Raw genomic sequence first — 17,446 nt, forward strand, 5'->3', positions numbered from 1 at the left:
AATATATGTCAAATAGCATACAAAGTCAATTTTAATTTTCTTTGCTTAATTCTCTATCTACTGTTTTTTCTATAAGTTCTGCAATGTTTATATTTGGTATAATTCTGTCTTGTGGTGAGATGTAAGAGCATTTTTGGAAGATTAAACCTCTTAAAAATCCATAAACAATAGAAAGACCGTTGTATAAGAGCATCATTGCTCTTTTTTCTTTGCTTAAATCTCCGTTAAATTCAAATATAGCTACAAGTTCAGTTTTTATTTTTAATTTTACATTTTTTAATCTATCATTTATTTTTACTTTTACTAATAGTCCATCAAAGTCTTTTTCATTTTTTTTAATTAAAATAGGCTCAAAGTCCATGTCTATACTAAATTTATTTTGCCCTTCTAAATTTTCTTCTAAAATAAACTCTTTTATGTGTATTTCTTTAAGCTGCAGTTGAGAGAGATTTACTTTCATTTGTTATCTCCTTCTTTATTACTTTGAATAAATCTCTATTTGGAGCTGTTTTGTAGCTGATTTTTTCCCTATCAATAATTTTTATTCCAGCATCAACTTCAAGAGCTGATAGTATTTTTGCAACGGTTTTTAGGGATATGTTTTGACCGCTAAATATTTTTGTAATGTATGCAGGAGATACTCCCATCTTTTGTGCAAGTTGTTTTTTGTTAAGTCCTTTCTCTATCATTAATTGTTTTAGATAGTAGGATAAATCAAGCATTAAACCGTAATATATGTATTCTTCATCGTATTTATATTCTTCTAACCAATTTTTCAAACTCATCTCTTAACCTATAAGTTAAATCTATTGTAAATTGTTTTTTATTGCAATGTCAAATTTTTACAGCTCCTGTGCTATGTTATTGGTGGTTTCTTTTTTTAATTTTCTTTCTATTCTTTCTATTTCTTCGTCTGTTAGGTTGTAGAGCTGATAGACAAGCTGGTCTATCTGGGAGCTGTATTCGTTGACTTTTTGTTGTAGGGTTGGGTTGGTTTCGTAGTCTGGTTTGCTTGTTAGCTCTAATATTTTATCTACAAGGTCTATAAATGGTTTTTGCTGGTCTAATGTAATTTTTTTAACTGGCAATTTTCCCATATAGTATTTATCGAAGTGCATAGTTCTAATTGCTCTATTAAATACAAACCAATAAAAATACCATTCTGCCAATTTTGAATTTAAAAGTGCAAGAATATATTGATAACTATAATTTTGATTAGTGATAAAAGTATTCATTACAGTATCTAATGTTAAGATTCCTTCCTTATCTAATGTTGCCATAATTATAATTCTATCATAGGGATTCATAACATGTGCGACAATGTTTTGAGATATAATTTTAGGCTTTAAAATTTCCTTTACTTTCTTTTTTCTTAATTCTTCTGTAGTTAAAGAGATTTTATCTAATTCTCCGTAAATTGCATATTTTTTTATATTTTTACCTCTCAGAATATATAGATTTCCATTTTTAGAGATTTTTCTTTGAAAAGGAAGCCCTCTTGATGTTTCGGATATACTATCAAGCATAATACTGTCTTTAAGTAATTTATTTAAAATCTTAAGTTTTTCATCATCTATATATACTGGAATAGTGTTCAAATTTTGTGCTAAAGATTTTGTGGAATAGCCTTTTATTTCTATTTTTGAAATCCAATTATCCCCTGTTAAAAATTTATAATCCTTTTCACTTTTATATTTTTCATAAATTATTATCACTTGTTCAAGTCTTACACGCTCAAAGGCTTTACTTACATCAATAATAGTTTTTAAAGTGTTTTCATTTAATATTAATTCTCTTGTTTTATACCAACCTTCTGAAAAAGTTAAAGATTTGGGTACTATATAAGCAACAATTCCTTTATTTTTTACAATTTCAGATGCTTTTTCTATAAAAAATGAAGCAGAATTCTTTTGCTTATCATAAAACTTATAATATTGAGATTGAGAATTAAATTTTTCTACTTTTACTCCATACGGCGGGTTTCCTATGACTATGTCAAAACCATCTTCTACTCCAAACATCCACTCTGGGTCAAACCAGTCAGCTGAAGAAAGCTGGTCAAAAATGTCAAATTTCGCTATTTTTTCCGTTGCTTCATCAGAAAATCCTATACTTTTTAGCTCTTTTGCTAACTCTTCTCTAATCTTTTCAGCTTTTTCCTGAATCCTTTTCTTTTGACTTCTATTACTTGCAGAAAAATAACTTTTCATTAACTCTTTATATTTCTCTTCTAAATTCTTTATTTTCGGTGTCTTAAAAAGTGAATGGGTTTTAAATTTATCTGGTTTTTCTAATCCAATAAGTGTGTTAGCTGATACAAATTTTGTCTCAAGGTTTGGAAGTGGAAGTATTCCATAGTTTTCTCTGCTTTTATCAACTTTTTGGTCTATTAGCAAAGATAAGAAAAACCTTAATTTTGCTATCTGAATAGCTATTGGCTGTATGTCAACTCCGTATATTGAGTTTTCTATCAAAAAGAGCTTCCTTGCGTAATCTATCTCATTTTTAAATGCTTTTTCAAGCTCCTCTTTTTGATTTTCAATATCTTTTAGTATCTCTTCTCTTATTTTTACATCCTGTATCAAATATGCATCTTGTTTTAACTTTTCTAATCTGCTTATCTGTTTTTCTTTCCACATTTTATTATCAGGGTCTGTTTTGTGTAAGATGTGAACAAGCTTATGAAGTATTCCCATAGGAAAAGCTCCAGAACCAACAGCTGGGTCTATTACTTTAAGCTCATCAATAGCAGTTATTACTTTTTCTCTCTCTTCTTGCGTTAAAGAGTGATTTTCATCGTAAGAGATTAATTCTCTTATTTTTTCTTCTGGTATGCCAGTTTTATTTACCAAGTAATAAGTTAATGCCTCATCTACCATAAACTCGACTATCTCTTTTGGAGTGTAGTATGAACCTGTTGCTTTTCTTGCCGTTGTCTGGGTCTCTGGATTAAAAGAAGCAAGCAAGTTTTCAAATATATGACCTAAGAGCTCTGGGTCTAAAGATACTTCTATATCAATTGGGCTACTTTCATCAACTGTAAAGTTATACTCTTTTAGTATGTTAATTATGCCTTTTACTTTTGCTTTTTTATTTTCTCCGTAGAAAAATGAAAGGTCTACATCTTTTTCATCTGAAAAGAATAGATAATCTGGAAGTTTTGCTCTTTTTTTCTCATTTCTTGAAAAGCCGTCTATGTATATGTATATGTTATCTTTCTCTTTGTCAAGGCATTCAAACAGTCCTCCGTTAATAAACGGCACTTTTTCAAGCAGTTTTATAAATTCTTCTTTTGAGATTTTTAATTTACTCGAATACCTGTAAAGAATTTTTATTCCAAAATGCTTTCTATTTTCTGGAAGGTTGCCTTCGATTGCAAAATCTCTATCTTTTGGTGGCCTGTTTAGTGTTGCAAAAAATAGGTTTTGTAAAATTGCGTTGTAGTAGTTATCTGCTTTTTTAAAATCTTTAACTATGTTTTCTAAACTTTTTTCATCAAATATTTCTTCTGGAATAAGTTTTTTCTCTTTTAAAAACCATACAAAAATTAACCTTGTTATAAGTCTTATTAAATTTTCTTCATCTCTTCCACCAGGAAAACTTCCTTTTTTATCCTGAAACTCCTTTAAAGCCCAAGCATACCAGTTTTGTATTTCGTTGTAAAACTCTTTTGTCAGCTGTTTAACGCTAAATGCTTCTTTTATCTCGTCTAACGATAAAAACTTGGCTAAGTCTAACCTTTCTATAAAGGTTCTATTAGGCTGGTCTTTGCTTACAAAGTAAGTGTATCTTTTGTAGTGGCTAAAATCTCTTTTTTTGCCTTGATACTCTGCAAAGACAAAAGAAAATCTAAAATTTCCTTCTTCATCGTAAAAAATAAATATTCCTGCATCTTTATTTCTTAATTTTAAAAGGTCTTTTGCTATCTCATACTGCTGTCTTTTACTGCTTCTTTCTGATAGGTTTTCTTTTGTTTTTATAGTAAAAAAGTCAAGCTGATAACCATCTTCTAACTCAAGCTCTCCGATTAAAACTGGCTCTTCAAATCTATCTGTTAATTTTTCTGTTTCGTATATTTCTTCTAAAGGTCTAAACTTATGATTTTTTTCTTCAAAATACTGGCTAAAAATTTCATTTATATTTTTAGGATTTGTAAAAACTTCTTTTATCAAACCTGCTGTTTGCATTAATCCCTCCGATTGTAGAAAATCTATTTATTCAATGGTTTAACAGTTTTATTTTTGTATTTTCTACTTGGTTTGTGATAAGCTTTCCATAAATCGTAATCCATCTGTAATCCAAGCCAAAATTCTGGGGAAGTTCCAAACTTTTTAGAAAGTCTTATAGCCATCTCAGGCGTAATGCTTCTTTTTTTGTTTACTATTTCGTTAATTGCTCTTACACTAACGCCAATATCTTTAGCAAGTTTAGATTGAGAAATTCCTAATGGCTTCATAAACTCTTCTTCAAGAATTTCTCCTGGGTGTGTAGGCTCTCTCTCAAGTTCTATAATTGACACTACTTGTATATGCTGTTTATTTTTAATTGCTTTTTTAAACTCTTGTAAATTCAATTTAAAACCTCCTTAATGGTAATCTACAATTCCAACATCATAAGCATCACCATCTTTAAATCTAAATATTATTCTATACTGATCGTTTATTCTTATGCTGTAAAAACCTTCTAAATCTCCTCTAAGAGCTTCTAACCTATTAGATGGTGGTATTTTTAAATCTTCTAAAGATTTAGATCTTCTTAGCATATCTAACTTTCTTACTGCTCTTTCCCAGATTTCAGGGGGAAATTTTTTACTTTTGCCAGTCCTGTAAAGCTTTTCAGTATCTTTATCTATAAAGTTTTTTATCATTTTTACCTTTTACGTTAATAGTAATATATACAAAAATTATCATAAATTCAAATCTAATTTTCTCTGTTTTCTATAGCTATTAAAATTTCAAGTGGTTGGGGTTTTATTTTGTTTTTCTCAATAAAATCCTCTCCTCCCAGCTCCTGTTTAAGGTTGTTTAGGTATGCTATACACTCATCTATCTTGTTTGAATTTAAGTTTGAGATTCCTTTAAGTGTGTAAAGGGATAAACTTCCATAATTTTCTACATCTTTTATAAGATTTTTAACAAATGTAAAAAGTTCTTCATTGTTTTGTATTTCTGGTTTTTGTAATAAGCTTTTTAACATACTTCTTGCTTTTACTTCTGGGTCATTGTGAGCTGTTTTAGTGGTTTTGTTGCTATCAAAGTCTTTTAACTGCTGGTATGCTTCCCAAAATTGCTGAGATTTATCCAAAGGTTTTTCTTCCTTATCTGCTTTGATTTTTTCGTAAACTTCTTCAAAAGATACTGATAAAACTTTGTCTTCTGAGTAATTTTTATACCTTACAAAAAGGTTATTTCCTTTTTTTACAAACAGTATTAGCTCGTTTTCTTTTCCTTTTTTAGCTACTTTTATTCTATGGGGTAGATTGTTTATCTGGTATATAACTTCTGGGTCTTTTTCTTTTATCTCTTGAAACTCTTTTATAACTTTTGTAAAGAAGCTCTCTTCTTCTAATTCGTCAGGGTTTTTAGTAAGTCTTTTGTAGAGCTCTGACGGGGTAGGTTCTTCGTCAGAAGAGAATATTTTTGCATCTTCTCCAATGCTGTTGTGTATTAAAAACAGTTTATTTTGGGCTATTTCTCTCTGTCTTGTTAAGTTTTCTCCTTTTTCTGTTGGGAAGAAGTTGTATATGTAAAGTTTATCAAAAACTTTTTGACCTATTCTGTTTATCCTTCCTACTCTTTGAATAACTCTAACAGGGTTCCAAGGGATGTCGTAATTAATTACCGTTCCAGCTCTTGCAAGGTTAAATCCCTCTGAAATCTTATCAGTTGCAAGTAGAATGTCGTAATTATCTTCCTGAATGTTATAACTTGCGTCAAAGTTTTTTCTTATCTCTTGAATTTTACTATCTGAGAGATTTCCTTCTACAGTAAGCACTTTAAAACGATTTTTTAACTTTTGTCCTAAGTATTTAACCGTATCTCTAAACTCTGAAAAAATAATTATCTTCCTTTTAGGTTGTCCTTTTTCCTGTTTTGATAGTGTTTGGTCAATAATCTCTATAAGTTTTTCAACCTTTGGGTCTTGGTCAACTAATTTTAAATCTTCAATTTCTTTTAAGATTTTTTCAAACAGTTTTATGTCAGAATTAATATCTTTTAAAAACTCTTCTTTTTTCTTAAATGTGTTTATGTCGTAAATGTAATACTGCCTTCCAAGATTTTTCTTCTCTTTTTGTATATTTACATCAGACTGAAGAATTTCCATTCTTTTTTCTATCTCTTCTAATACTTCATCGTCATCTAAATTAAAACTTTCTTCTATAAATTTCCTATCTAAAACATAGTATCCTGTTTTTTCTATAAATTTGCTAACTTTTTTGTATATGTTTAAAAAGTTTTCTATACTTTGTCTAAAGGCTTCAAAGGAGCTCTCAAACCTTTTTACAAGAAGTCTTCTCATAAAGTCTCTAAGGTTTTCCTGTTGATAAAACTCAAAGCTTTCTTTTTCTTCTTCATCTATTAACTCTTTGTTTTTTAAACCTTTTTCGTATATGTAAGGCACGTATATAGCACCTTTAAACATTCCATTTTCTTTTGAAAAATACTGATTTAAAACTTTGTCGTAAAATTGTGATTGTTTAAAGTCAAGCTCGTAGAGAGCTTCTTTTGGGTCTTCTAACTTTGAGAGCTGATTTATTTCATCTTTGTAAAGAGGATTTTTCATAAGGTCAAGTCTGTTTCTTCTTATCATCACTGGTTGTATAAACCTTTTTATCTCTTTTGCAAGTTCTTTTATTTTTTTATCAACTTCTTTAATATCTACCTGCTTTTTACCAAAAATTTCTTTGTATAACTTTTCTGCTTTTTCTCTTTTCTTTGTTTGAGATGAGTTGTAGTTAGTTTTTATGTAAGCAAGATTTTTAAACTCTCTTTCGTATCTTTTAAACTTTTCTAACGCGTTTTCTTCAAGGGTGATGGTTGACTTTTTAGGAATCTGAAAGAGTTTTAGCAGTGAAAATATGTCAGAAGGTCTGTTGTTAAAAGGTGTAGCGGTTAGTAGTATTACTTTTTTTCCTCTGACTATCTTACTAAGAAGGTCGTAGCTTTTTGTATTTTCATTTCTAAATCTGTGAGCTTCATCTACTATTACAATCTCAATATCAGGGTCATCGTTAACTACATTTAAAACATCTTCTAACTTTCCAAGAGAGTAAGCTTCCCAGCCTAACTTGTTAAGCTCAAACTTGTTTATATAATACTTCCAGCTATCAACTAAACCCGGTGGTGATATTACTATCCCTTTTCTATCTAAAACATAACCTATAGAAGCTGCTACTATTGATTTTCCAAGTCCAACAACGTCAGCGATGATTGCTCCGTTATTCTCTTCAATTATAGACACTGCTTGATTTACAGCATCTATCTGATAGCTAAACCTCTTAAAGTTATTTTTTTCTAAAAGTTTTTCTAACCTTTTTATAGGTTTTTCTGTGTGAAAGGTGTCTATGTAAGTTTTTAAAACTAAGACGTAAGCTTGGTATGGTGTTATCTCTTTTAAAGGTGTTTCATTTTCTATAACTTTAATTATCCTTGTTTTATATTCTTCAATTTCTGTAAGTTTTATAGAGTTTTCCCATAAATTGTCAAAATACTCGTTTACCTCTTTTAAGCCAAAGTCTGATATTTCTATGTTAAACTCATTTTGATTTGAAAGTCCTGACTTTGTAAGGTTGCTACTACCTGTTATAAAAAGTCCTTGTCTGACTATGCTGTTGTTTTCTTTTAGTTTGACTATGTAAAGTTTTGCGTGGTTTGACTTTCTTGTTTTTCTTATATTTAATCTTCCTTGATTGATAAGGTTTATAAAGAAGGTTGCCTTTTCGTAAAAATCTTGGTTATCAAAATCTTCGTTGTTGAAAACTGTTTTTATAGACTTTATAAAGTTTTCTACTCTGTCTTCTACACTTAACTTCTTTTCTTCTGATGCATACTCGTAAAGAGAGTAGTTTCCTTTATCAACGTCAAGCCCTACAAGTATTTTTAAAGCAAGGTCGTTATTTTCTTTCAAAGCGTTATATACTGCATCTAACCCAGAAAAGTAGAAGAACCCAACTAATATTTTGATTTCTTGTGCAAGCTTTATAAGTTGGTTAAGCCTATTTTCAAGGTTTGCAGTTCCTTCATTTTTTATTATGTACATAGGCAAATATTTTAAGATAAGATAAGCTTAACTGCAATCTCGTTTAAAACCATTATGCCTTTTGCAAGTAAAACAAGCCTTCCGTTTTCTACAGCTGCATATTCTTCTTCTAATAAGTCTTTGATTATATCTTTATTTTTGATTAAATTTAAATCTACTCCCGACTTTAGTCTTAGAGATAAAAATATCTCTTCTTCTCTCTTTTTTTCTTCGTTTAACTCTTCTGTAAATTTTATAGGTTTAACAGATTTTTCTACTAATTCTAAATACTCCTCAATGTTTTTAGTGTTTCCAAATCTTAGATTGTTTACAAAAGACCAAGATGACACTCCTATTCCTAAAAATTCTGTGTGAGTCCAGTAAAACAAGTTATGTTTACACTGATAACCTTCTTTAGCCCAGTTTGAAAGTTCATACCTTTTAAATTTTTTCTCTTCTAAGAAACTGTCTATGAGTTCAAACATTTTTAAGGTTGTTTCTTCATCTGGCAGGTTATAACAGCCATTTTTTACAAGGGTGCCAAGAGGCGTTCCTTCGTAGGCAGTAAGCATGTAGGCTGATATATGGGTTATAGGTAGTTCGGTGTAAATTTTTAAATCTTTTTCTAAATCATCTAAGGTTTGTCCTGGAATACCGTATATAAGGTCTAAGTTTATGTTTGTAATTCCTGCTTTTATACAGTCTTCAACTGTTTGAAGTGTGTCTTCTGGTTTGTGGTTTCTCCCCAGAGATATTAGATTTTTTTCTAAAAATGATTGATTTCCTATACTTACACGGTTAACTCCTGAATCTTTTATAATTTTAAAGTCTTGATATCTGTAAGTTTTTGGGTTTACTTCAACGGTTATCTCTAACTCTTTTTCTGTTTTTATGTTTTCTTTTATAAACTTTATAATGTGGGCTAATAAATCTGGGCTTAAAGATGAAGGGGTTCCTCCTCCAAAGTAAATAGTTTCAAGGTTAAAATCAAGCTCTTTATATAAAGAGAGCTCCTTTTTTAAAGCAGATACATACCTTTTTTTTAAACCGTCTTCATTCCAGACAAACGAAGTAAAATCACAGTAAGGACATTTAATTTCACAAAAAGGTATGTGAATGTACAAACCTTTAATCAATAAACAGACTCGTAAATTTAAAAATCATAAAGACATAATAAAATGTTTTTTGATGTAAGTCAATGCAACTTTTTTGAAAGAAAGTTAGTATTTACAAACTCGTTAAAAAGAGTTATGATAATTATCACGAAAAAAAAATATGGAGGTTTGTTAAATGGCAGATGAAAAAGTTTCCCGTAGAGACTTTCTTCTGTATGCAATGGGTGCTTGGGCAGCTGTTGGTGTTGGTGGCATTCTTTACGGAATGTATAAGACTTGGGAGCCATTACCTGAGGTAAAAGCTCAAGCAACAGTATCTTTTGATTTATCTACCGTTGAACCAGGGCAAATTAAAGTAGTCTCTTGGAGAGGTAAACCAGTTTTCGTTTTAAGAAAAACTCCAGATATGGTACAGTGTAAAGAAAGGTCTGTTAAGGATGAGTACACCGTTGTTTTAGGTATATGTACTCACCTTGGTTGTATTCCTAACTGGGAAGCTGATAAAAAGATATGGCACTGTCCTTGTCACGGTGGAGAGTATGATGCCTGCGGTAAAAACATATTTGGACCTCCACCAAGACCTTTAGATGTTCCACCATTTAAAATTGAAGGAACAACTATCGTTTTAGGTGAAGAAGGAAACGAATATAAACAAATGAAAGAAAAAGGATTAACAGTATAAAGGAGGTAGGTTATGAGATTGATGGATTGGCTAGATGAAAGGTTAGCTATAAGACAGCTTATTAAAGTAATGCTTACAGAGTACTACGTTCCTAAAAACATAAACTTTCTCTGGAGCTTTGGCGTTCTTGTAATGTTAGTTTTTGCTATTTTAGTTGTAAGTGGAATCTTCTTGCTTATGTACTACAAACCAGATTCTCATCTTGCTTTTGACAGCGTTAATAAAACAATTATGATGGATGTTGAGTATGGATGGTTGTTTAGACATACCCACGCAGTAGGTGCGTCTATAATGTTCCTTGTGCTTTTTATTCACATGGCAAGGGGTATATACTACGGTTCATTTAAAGCACCAAGAGAGATAGTTTGGATAACTGGATATATACTTTTTGTTCTTATGTCTGCAACAGCATTTACTGGATATCTACTTCCTTGGGGACAGATGTCTTACTGGGCAGCTCAGACAATTACAACACTATTTGAGAAAATACCTTTTATAGGACCTGATTTAGTTGTATGGATAAGAGGTAACTACATAGTTGAAGATGCTACTTTAACAAGATTCTTTGCTTTGCACGTAGTTTTCTTACCGCTTTTACTAATAGTATTTACAGCTATTCACCTTTACGCTGTAAGAATACCCGGGTCTAATAACGAAGATGGTATAGAGCTTACAAAAGAAGAGAAAAAACATGGAAAAGGAATTCCTTTCTGGCCTGTGTTTATGGCAAAAGAGTTCTTTGTTATGTCAGTTTTCTTGATTTTCTTCTTCTATTTAGTGTTTTACCAGTATAAGTTTGCTATGGACCCAATTAACTTTACACCTGCAGATTACTTACAAACACCTATGCATATATACCCTGAGTGGTACTTCCTGGCATTCTACGAAGTTTTAAGAGGTTTCTTCTTTAGTCAAAACTTAGGTTTAATTGCGTTTGTACTAAGTATGTTTATTGCTGCATTTTTACCTTGGCTTGACACTTCCCCTATAGTAAGTGGTAAAAATAGACCTATATATAAAATTCTTTTCTGGATATTTATAGCAGACTTTGTATTTTTAACAATACTTGGAAAACTACCTCCTACTGGTTTATACGCATGGCTTGGATTTGCTGGAAGTTTAGTATACTTCGCATTTTTCCTCGCTCTTCCAATTTTATCTAAGATAGAGAAGAAAAAAGTAGCAGGAGGTAGGTAATATGAAAGAGCTTAAAATACTTCTGATTTTAATAGTTTTAGTTGCTATTGGGTATTGGGGGATAGAGCCTTATGCTCATTCTGTAATGCATGGAGAAGTTAAACATCCAGATTTTAAATATTCTGATATACAAACAACAGCATCAACAACAGGAGACCCTGCAAAAGGTAAGGAACTTTTTATGGCAAATTGTGCTTCTTGCCACGGATTGAAAAATGATGGAATAAATCCGGGAATGGATAAAAATGCTGCAATAGCTTCTTTTAATGTTGTTCCTCCAGACCTTTCAAACATTGCTTCTATAGTTGACCATAAATTTTTAGCTGCTTTTATTAAAAATCCTCAAGAAGCTACAAAAAATCCTAAGTTTGCAATGCCTCCTATGGCTCAGCTATCTGATGAAGATGTAGGACACATTATAGCGTATCTTTCTTCGGTTGCTAAGAAAGACTTAACTGGAAAAGAGATAACGGTAGAAGCTTGTGGAAGATGTCACGGTGTAAAATATCAAAAAATTCAAGCAGAAACACCTGCTGATAACCTAAAAGCATACCTTGGTAAAGTTCCACCAGATTTATCAGTTATGGGTAAAGCAAAAGAATTAGAGTATTTAGAGACTTTTATAAATAACCCTCAAAACGGTTTACCCGGAACTTCTATGCCAAGACTTGGTTTAACTCAAGAAGCTACAGAGAAGGTTGTTAAGTACTTAGACGAGATAGCAGACCCACACAGAGAGCAAAGAAATAAATTAGGTGTTTGGGTTTTAGGCTACTTGGTTGTAATGGCTGGTTTAACTTACGCTTGGAAAAAGAAAATCTGGAAAAACCTACATTAATTCTTAGCTTACCTCCACTTTCTTTAACCTGCCTTCGGGCAGGTTTTTTTATTTTATGACCAACTCTATTGTTTATCCTTTTTTTTCAATTAAAATCTTTTTCTAAAATCTTTCAGAGGTAATTTTATGAATAGAAAACCAAATAGACTTATAAACGAAAAAAGCCCTTACCTTCTTCAACACGCTTACAATCCAGTTGATTGGTATCCTTGGTGTGATGAAGCTTTTGAAAAGGCAAAGGAAGAAGACAAACCTATCTTTTTATCTATAGGTTATTCTTCCTGTCATTGGTGCCACGTTATGGAAAAAGAATCTTTTGAAGATGAGGAAGTTGCAGAGATTTTAAATAAATACTTTGTGCCTATCAAAGTTGATAGAGAAGAAAGACCAGATATAGACGCTGTTTATATGAATGTGTGTATGCTTTTTAATGGAAGTGGAGGATGGCCTCTTACAATCATTATGACGCCTGATAAAAAACCTTTCTTTGCAGGAACCTATTTTCCAAAACATTCAAGACCGGGAAGAATAGGACTAGTAGACTTACTTTTAAGTGTTGCAAAATACTGGCAAGAAAATAAAGAAGACCTTATATCAAAGTCAGAAAAGGTTTTAGGTTATCTAAAAGAAGATAATCAGACAAAGTATGGAGAGTTAAAAGAAGATTACATCCATACTGGATTTTATGAATTAAAAAGCAGGTTTGACAAAACTTACGGTGGCTTTTCAAATAAACCAAAGTTTCCTACGCCTCATAATCTTATGTTCCTACTGAGATACTACTACCATACAAAAGAAAAAGAAGCTCTTTATATGGTTGAAAAAACCCTTACAAATATGAGACTGGGAGGGATTTACGACCACGTAGGTTTTGGATTTCACAGATACTCAACAGACAGACAGTGGCTACTACCACATTTTGAAAAGATGCTTTACGACCAAGCTATGCTTTTGATGGCTTACATAGAAGCTTATCAGATTACAAAAAAAGACCTTTATAAACAAACTGCTCAAGAGATAATAGAGTATGTAATAAGAGATATGACAAGTGAAGAAGGAGTGTTTTTTAGTACAGAAGATGCTGACAGTGAAGGAGAAGAAGGAAAATTTTATACTTGGACTTTAAAAGAGATTAAAGATATTTTAAAAGAAGAAAGTGATTTAGCAATAAAGATTTTCAACATAAAAGAAGAAGGAAACTACCTTGAAGAAGCTACTGGACATCCCACAGGTAGAAATATTATTTATCTTTCTAAAACCTTGAGGGATTATGCTATAGACCTTGGAATAGATGAAAATACTTTAAAGCAAAAATTGGAACAAATCAGAAAAAAATTTTTTCAAGAGAGAGAAAAAAGGATTCACCCATTAAAAGACGATAAAGCACTTACAGACTGGAACGGTTTAATGATAACAGCTCTATCAAAAGCTGGGAAAGTATTTTCTAATCAAAATTATATTAATTATGCTAAGAAATCGGCTGATTTTATTATTAATAACATGATAATAGATGGAAAACTTTACCACCTTCAAAAAGACAAAGAAGTAAAAATAGAAGGAATGTTAGATGATTATGCATTTTTTGTTTGGGGTTTGATAGAACTTTATCAAGCAACAGGAGGTCTAAAGTATTTAAAAACAGCTATAGATTTAACAAACAAAGCTATACAGCTTTTGTATGATGAGAAAAATGGAGGATTTTTCTTAAGTAAAAGTCAAGACCTTATAGTAAATCCAAAAGAATCTTTTGATGGGGCAATACCTTCTGGAAACTCTGTAATGGCTTATAATCTATATAGACTTTACCTTATAACAGCACAGGAGGAGTTTTATAAAAAATCTTACGAAACTTTAATTGCTTTTGCAGAGGATATAAAAAGACTACCTTCTTACCATACAATGTTTTTAATAGCTCTAATGATGCACTTCTTCTCTACTTCAGAGATTGTAATATCAGGAAAAGAATGGGTAGGAGCTTTAAACCAGTTAAACAAAGAGTTTTTACCAAACACAGTTATAGTTGTAAAAACGCCAGAGAACAAAGAAGAGTTATCAAAAATATCACCTTACACACAAAACATGGAAATCCCTGAAGATTTTTATATTTATCTATGTAAAAATTTTGCTTGTAATCTACCAACAAAAGATTTAGAATATGTTATAAATACGCTAAAAGGTTAATCTATGGAAATAAAAGGAAAAACAGCACTTATAACAGGTGGGTCAAAAAGAATAGGTAAGACTATAACCATTGGACTGGCAAAAGAAGGTTGTGATGTTATTATTCATTATAATTATTCAGAAAAAGAAGCTCAAGAGTTAAAAACTTTTGTAGAGAGTTTTGGAGTTAAAGGCTATCTGTTAAAAGCAGATTTAACAGAAGAAAAAGATATTATAAAGCTTAGTGAAGAAGCTTCTAACATTGGAGTTGACATTTTGATTAACAACGCATCTATTTATTACAAAGCGCCTTTAGAAACAGCAACTTTTAAAGATTTAGATACATTTTACTCAATACACGTAAAAGCTCCTTTCTATCTTTCAAAGATACTTGGTAAAAAGATGTATGAAAAAAAAGAGGGAAGAATTATAAACATAGTAGATTACAGTGCAATTTTGCCATATCCAGATTACACACCTTACACAGCTTCTAAAGGTGCATTACTTACGATGACAAAAGCCTTTGCAAAAGAGTTTGCACCTTATGTGCTAGTCAACGGTATACTACCAGGACCTATCGTTCCACCAGAGGACTTACAGGATAAAGAACTTCCTCTTAAGAAAACTTTGTTAAAAAGATGGGGAGGAGAGCAAGAGATTTTTAAAGCTGTTAAGTATTTAATAGAAACAGAATTTACAACTGGGTCTTTAATACCTGTAGAAGGAGGTAGATTAATATTTTAGATTTTGTTATATTTTTAGGAACAGCAGGAGGAAGAACAGTAGTATTTAGGCAGTTGCGCCATTCTGGAGGTATGTGGCTTCACTTTGGAGGAAAAAATATAATAATAGACCCAGGTCCTGGAAGTTTAATCAGAATGTTTGAAAGGGGTTTAGAGCCAAGGGATTTAAATGCAGTTGTTTTATCCCACAGACACTTGGATCATGTAGCAGATGTAGCTTCTGTAGTTGAGTCTGCAACAGATGCTAACAAAAACAAGTTAGACCTTTTACTTGCACCTTACGACGCCTTAGATGGAGAAGACCCTGTAGTTTTAAAATACACAAAAAAAGGCTTTAAAAGAATTGAAATAACAACGATGGGAAATCAGTATCAGTTAGAAGAAATAACTATAAAACCATTAATACCTCACATACACCAAGGAGCTACAGTTTACAGTCTTGAGTTTAGGTGTAAAGATAAAGTTTTTATATACGTTCCTTGCGGGAGATTCCACGAGGATATGCTTTATGCCCACCCTAAAAATCCAGATTTAATGGTTTTTAACACAACCTTTGTAAAACCAAATCTAAACTACTACCATCTATCTGCCGAAGAAGTAGAAATCATTATTGACAAAGTAAAACCTAAAAGGGCAGTTTTAACCCACTTTAGTGTAAATATGTTAAAAGCTAATCCTAACAAAGTTGCAGAAGGTATTAAAAAAAGAACTAAAGTAGAAGTAATAGCAGCACAAGACGGTATGAAATTAGAGTTTTAGGAGAGTTGATGAAAGGCATAATAATAGGTGGAGGAATAATAGGGTTATCAATTGCCAGAGAGCTTTATAAACTTGGTTATGATATAACTATAGTTGAAAAAAGTAGCCTTGGAAGAGGAGCTTCTTGGGCTGCAGGCGGAATGCTTGCACCGTTGGCAGAAGGACTAATAGGAGACTTTTTAAAGTTCTGTGTTGAAAGTAGAGATATGTATAAATCTTTTGTAGAAGAGATAGAGAAGGAAACTGGAGACAATGTAGGTTTTTGGGAGTGTGGAATTATATTCCCAGCTTTTAGTGAAGAAGAAAAGGAACTACTTATCAAGAGAGTTGAGTATTATAAAAAACTTGGCTACAATACCTCTTGGCTTGAAAGAAAAGAAATTGAAGGTATGGGATACCAGATTGGAAAAGGTATAATAGGGGGAGCTTACTTTCCTGACGATAAACAAGTTGACAACAGAAGATTAATAATTGCATTAATAAAGTATCTAAAAAAAACAAATATAGAAGTTAGAACTTTTGAAAAAGTAAAGTATATAAATGAGAAAGACGGTACTTTTAAATTTATAACTACAGAGAAAGGCGAGATAGAAGCAGACTTCTGTATATTAGCAGCTGGAGCTTGGTCTGGAGAACTTGACCCTGTTAATGTTTTTCCTAAAAAAGGACAGATGTTTTCTTTTAAAACAAAGAAAAAAGAAGAGTTAAAAAATATATTCTACAGTAAAAGAGCGTATATAATTCCAAGAAAAGACTCTAACCTTGTAGTTGTAGGGGCTACTGAAGAAAATGTTTTCTTTAAAGAAGGTAATACAGTAGGAGGACTGATAGTTTTACTTAAAGGCCTTTTAGATACATTTCCTTATACAAAGGATTATGAAATCTTAGAAGCTTGGTATGGATTTAGACCGGCTACTCCTGATGGACTGCCTATACTTGGAAAGTCAGATATAAAAAACTTGTACTATGCAACTGGACATTATAGAAATGGTATTTTGTTAGCTCCTATAACTGCAAAACTTATATCTAATCTAATCCATAAAGAAGAAGAGAGTCCTTACCTTAAAATATTCAGTTTTGACAGATTTAAGTATAAGATGGTATAATTTAAAACTATTTTAGAGCTTGGAGGATGTTTATGAAACTACCAGCAAAGCTGGTGGAGATAGTATCTCACAACATAGCACAGGAACTTTTAGATAAACATTTAGTAGAAGCTGATGACCCAGAAAAATTTAAAAACGATATAACAGAGATACTACTAAAAGCTGTAGAAGAAGAAAAAGAGATACAAGAAGAAGCAGAAAGATTAGTAGAAAAACACATAAATCTTATAGATGAAGAAATAAGATTTAGAGACGCAGTAAATAAAGTAAAAGAAAAGTTGGCTGAAGAAAGAGGAATACATTTAGACCCTGAAGAAAGGCTAAACCAAATATCCCATAAAATAAAGAAGTATCTCGAAACAGAAGACTCTGTTGAGATTTTTGAACATCCAAACAAAATAAGAAGAATTGTTTTAGATAAACTTAAAAAGTTAATCAAAGAAGAAAAAGAGATAGACAAGGAAGTAAGACAAAGAATAAAATCCTACTCTAAAAAGATTATAGAAGGAACTCCTGAGTGGAAGATACTCTACAACAGAATATACGAAGATGCTTTAAGAAAAAGAGGACTAATGTAAACTATGCTCTCCATACAAGGAGAGAATTTC

Annotated in this window: 15 protein-coding genes; 8 read left to right on the forward strand and 7 right to left on the reverse strand. The window is 31.5% G+C overall.

The window, feature by feature from the left end; all coding sequences use genetic code 11:
• Positions 1–31 precede the first annotated feature (31 nt).
• From Q385_RS0103355 to hemW, 7 genes are all read right to left on the reverse strand, one after another.
• Complete coding sequence (locus Q385_RS0103355) at positions 32–460, reverse strand: hypothetical protein (RefSeq protein WP_028950311.1); 429 nt, start codon at positions 458–460, stop codon at positions 32–34.
• Positions 429–779: a helix-turn-helix domain-containing protein gene (locus Q385_RS09115; protein WP_051524384.1), complete on the reverse strand. Its 351-nt coding sequence runs from the start codon at positions 777–779 to the stop codon at positions 429–431. The genes Q385_RS0103355 and Q385_RS09115 overlap by 32 nt, the downstream gene beginning before the upstream one ends.
• 63 nt (positions 780–842) lie before the next feature.
• On the reverse strand, positions 843–4,187 hold the full coding sequence (locus tag Q385_RS0103365; RefSeq protein ID WP_051524385.1) for an Eco57I restriction-modification methylase domain-containing protein: 3,345 nt from the start codon (positions 4,185–4,187) through the stop codon (positions 843–845).
• 23 nt (positions 4,188–4,210) lie between these two features.
• Entirely contained in the window at positions 4,211–4,573 is a 363-nt protein-coding gene (locus Q385_RS0103370; protein WP_211245382.1) for a HigA family addiction module antitoxin, read from the reverse strand.
• Between the two features lie 12 nt (positions 4,574–4,585).
• Entirely contained in the window at positions 4,586–4,867 is a 282-nt protein-coding gene (locus Q385_RS0103375; protein WP_028950314.1) for a type II toxin-antitoxin system RelE/ParE family toxin, read from the reverse strand.
• Positions 4,868–4,920: 53 nt separating this feature from the next.
• Positions 4,921–8,259, reverse strand: coding sequence for a helicase-related protein (locus tag Q385_RS0103380; RefSeq protein ID WP_037919583.1), 3,339 nt, complete (start codon positions 8,257–8,259; stop codon positions 4,921–4,923).
• An 11-nt stretch (positions 8,260–8,270) separates the two neighbouring features.
• Positions 8,271–9,374, reverse strand: coding sequence for a radical SAM family heme chaperone HemW (gene hemW / locus Q385_RS0103385; protein WP_028950316.1), 1,104 nt, complete (start codon positions 9,372–9,374; stop codon positions 8,271–8,273).
• Positions 9,375–9,528: 154 nt separating this feature from the next.
• Here hemW and Q385_RS0103390 point away from each other — a divergent pair, with 154 nt between their 5' ends.
• From Q385_RS0103390 to Q385_RS0103425, 8 genes are all read left to right on the forward strand, one after another.
• Positions 9,529–10,035, forward strand: a complete 507-nt coding sequence (locus Q385_RS0103390; RefSeq protein ID WP_028950317.1) for a Rieske 2Fe-2S domain-containing protein — start codon at positions 9,529–9,531, stop codon at positions 10,033–10,035.
• 21 nt (positions 10,036–10,056) lie between these two features.
• On the forward strand, positions 10,057–11,232 hold the full coding sequence (locus Q385_RS0103395) for a cytochrome b (protein WP_245596356.1): 1,176 nt from the start codon (positions 10,057–10,059) through the stop codon (positions 11,230–11,232).
• A gap of 1 nt (position 11,233) precedes the next feature.
• A complete protein-coding gene (locus tag Q385_RS0103400; RefSeq protein ID WP_028950319.1) occupies positions 11,234–12,070 on the forward strand; it encodes a c-type cytochrome in 837 nt (278 codons plus the stop codon).
• 126 nt (positions 12,071–12,196) lie between these two features.
• A complete protein-coding gene (locus Q385_RS0103405) occupies positions 12,197–14,251 on the forward strand; it encodes a thioredoxin domain-containing protein (protein ID WP_028950320.1) in 2,055 nt (684 codons plus the stop codon).
• A gap of 3 nt (positions 14,252–14,254) precedes the next feature.
• The gene (locus Q385_RS0103410; RefSeq protein WP_028950321.1) at positions 14,255–14,974 is read left to right on the forward strand and encodes an SDR family NAD(P)-dependent oxidoreductase; all 720 of its coding nucleotides are present in this window, start codon (positions 14,255–14,257) and stop codon (positions 14,972–14,974) included.
• A 71-nt stretch (positions 14,975–15,045) separates the two neighbouring features.
• A complete protein-coding gene (locus tag Q385_RS0103415; RefSeq protein ID WP_051524386.1) occupies positions 15,046–15,732 on the forward strand; it encodes an MBL fold metallo-hydrolase in 687 nt (228 codons plus the stop codon).
• An 8-nt stretch (positions 15,733–15,740) separates the two neighbouring features.
• Complete coding sequence (thiO, locus tag Q385_RS0103420) at positions 15,741–16,838, forward strand: glycine oxidase ThiO (RefSeq protein ID WP_028950323.1); 1,098 nt, start codon at positions 15,741–15,743, stop codon at positions 16,836–16,838.
• Between the two features lie 32 nt (positions 16,839–16,870).
• A complete protein-coding gene (locus tag Q385_RS0103425) occupies positions 16,871–17,416 on the forward strand; it encodes a DUF507 family protein (protein ID WP_028950324.1) in 546 nt (181 codons plus the stop codon).
• Positions 17,417–17,446: the final 30 nt, after the last annotated feature.

The organism is Sulfurihydrogenibium subterraneum DSM 15120, assembly GCF_000619805.1.
Classification (GTDB): domain Bacteria; phylum Aquificota; class Aquificia; order Aquificales; family Hydrogenothermaceae; genus Sulfurihydrogenibium; species Sulfurihydrogenibium subterraneum.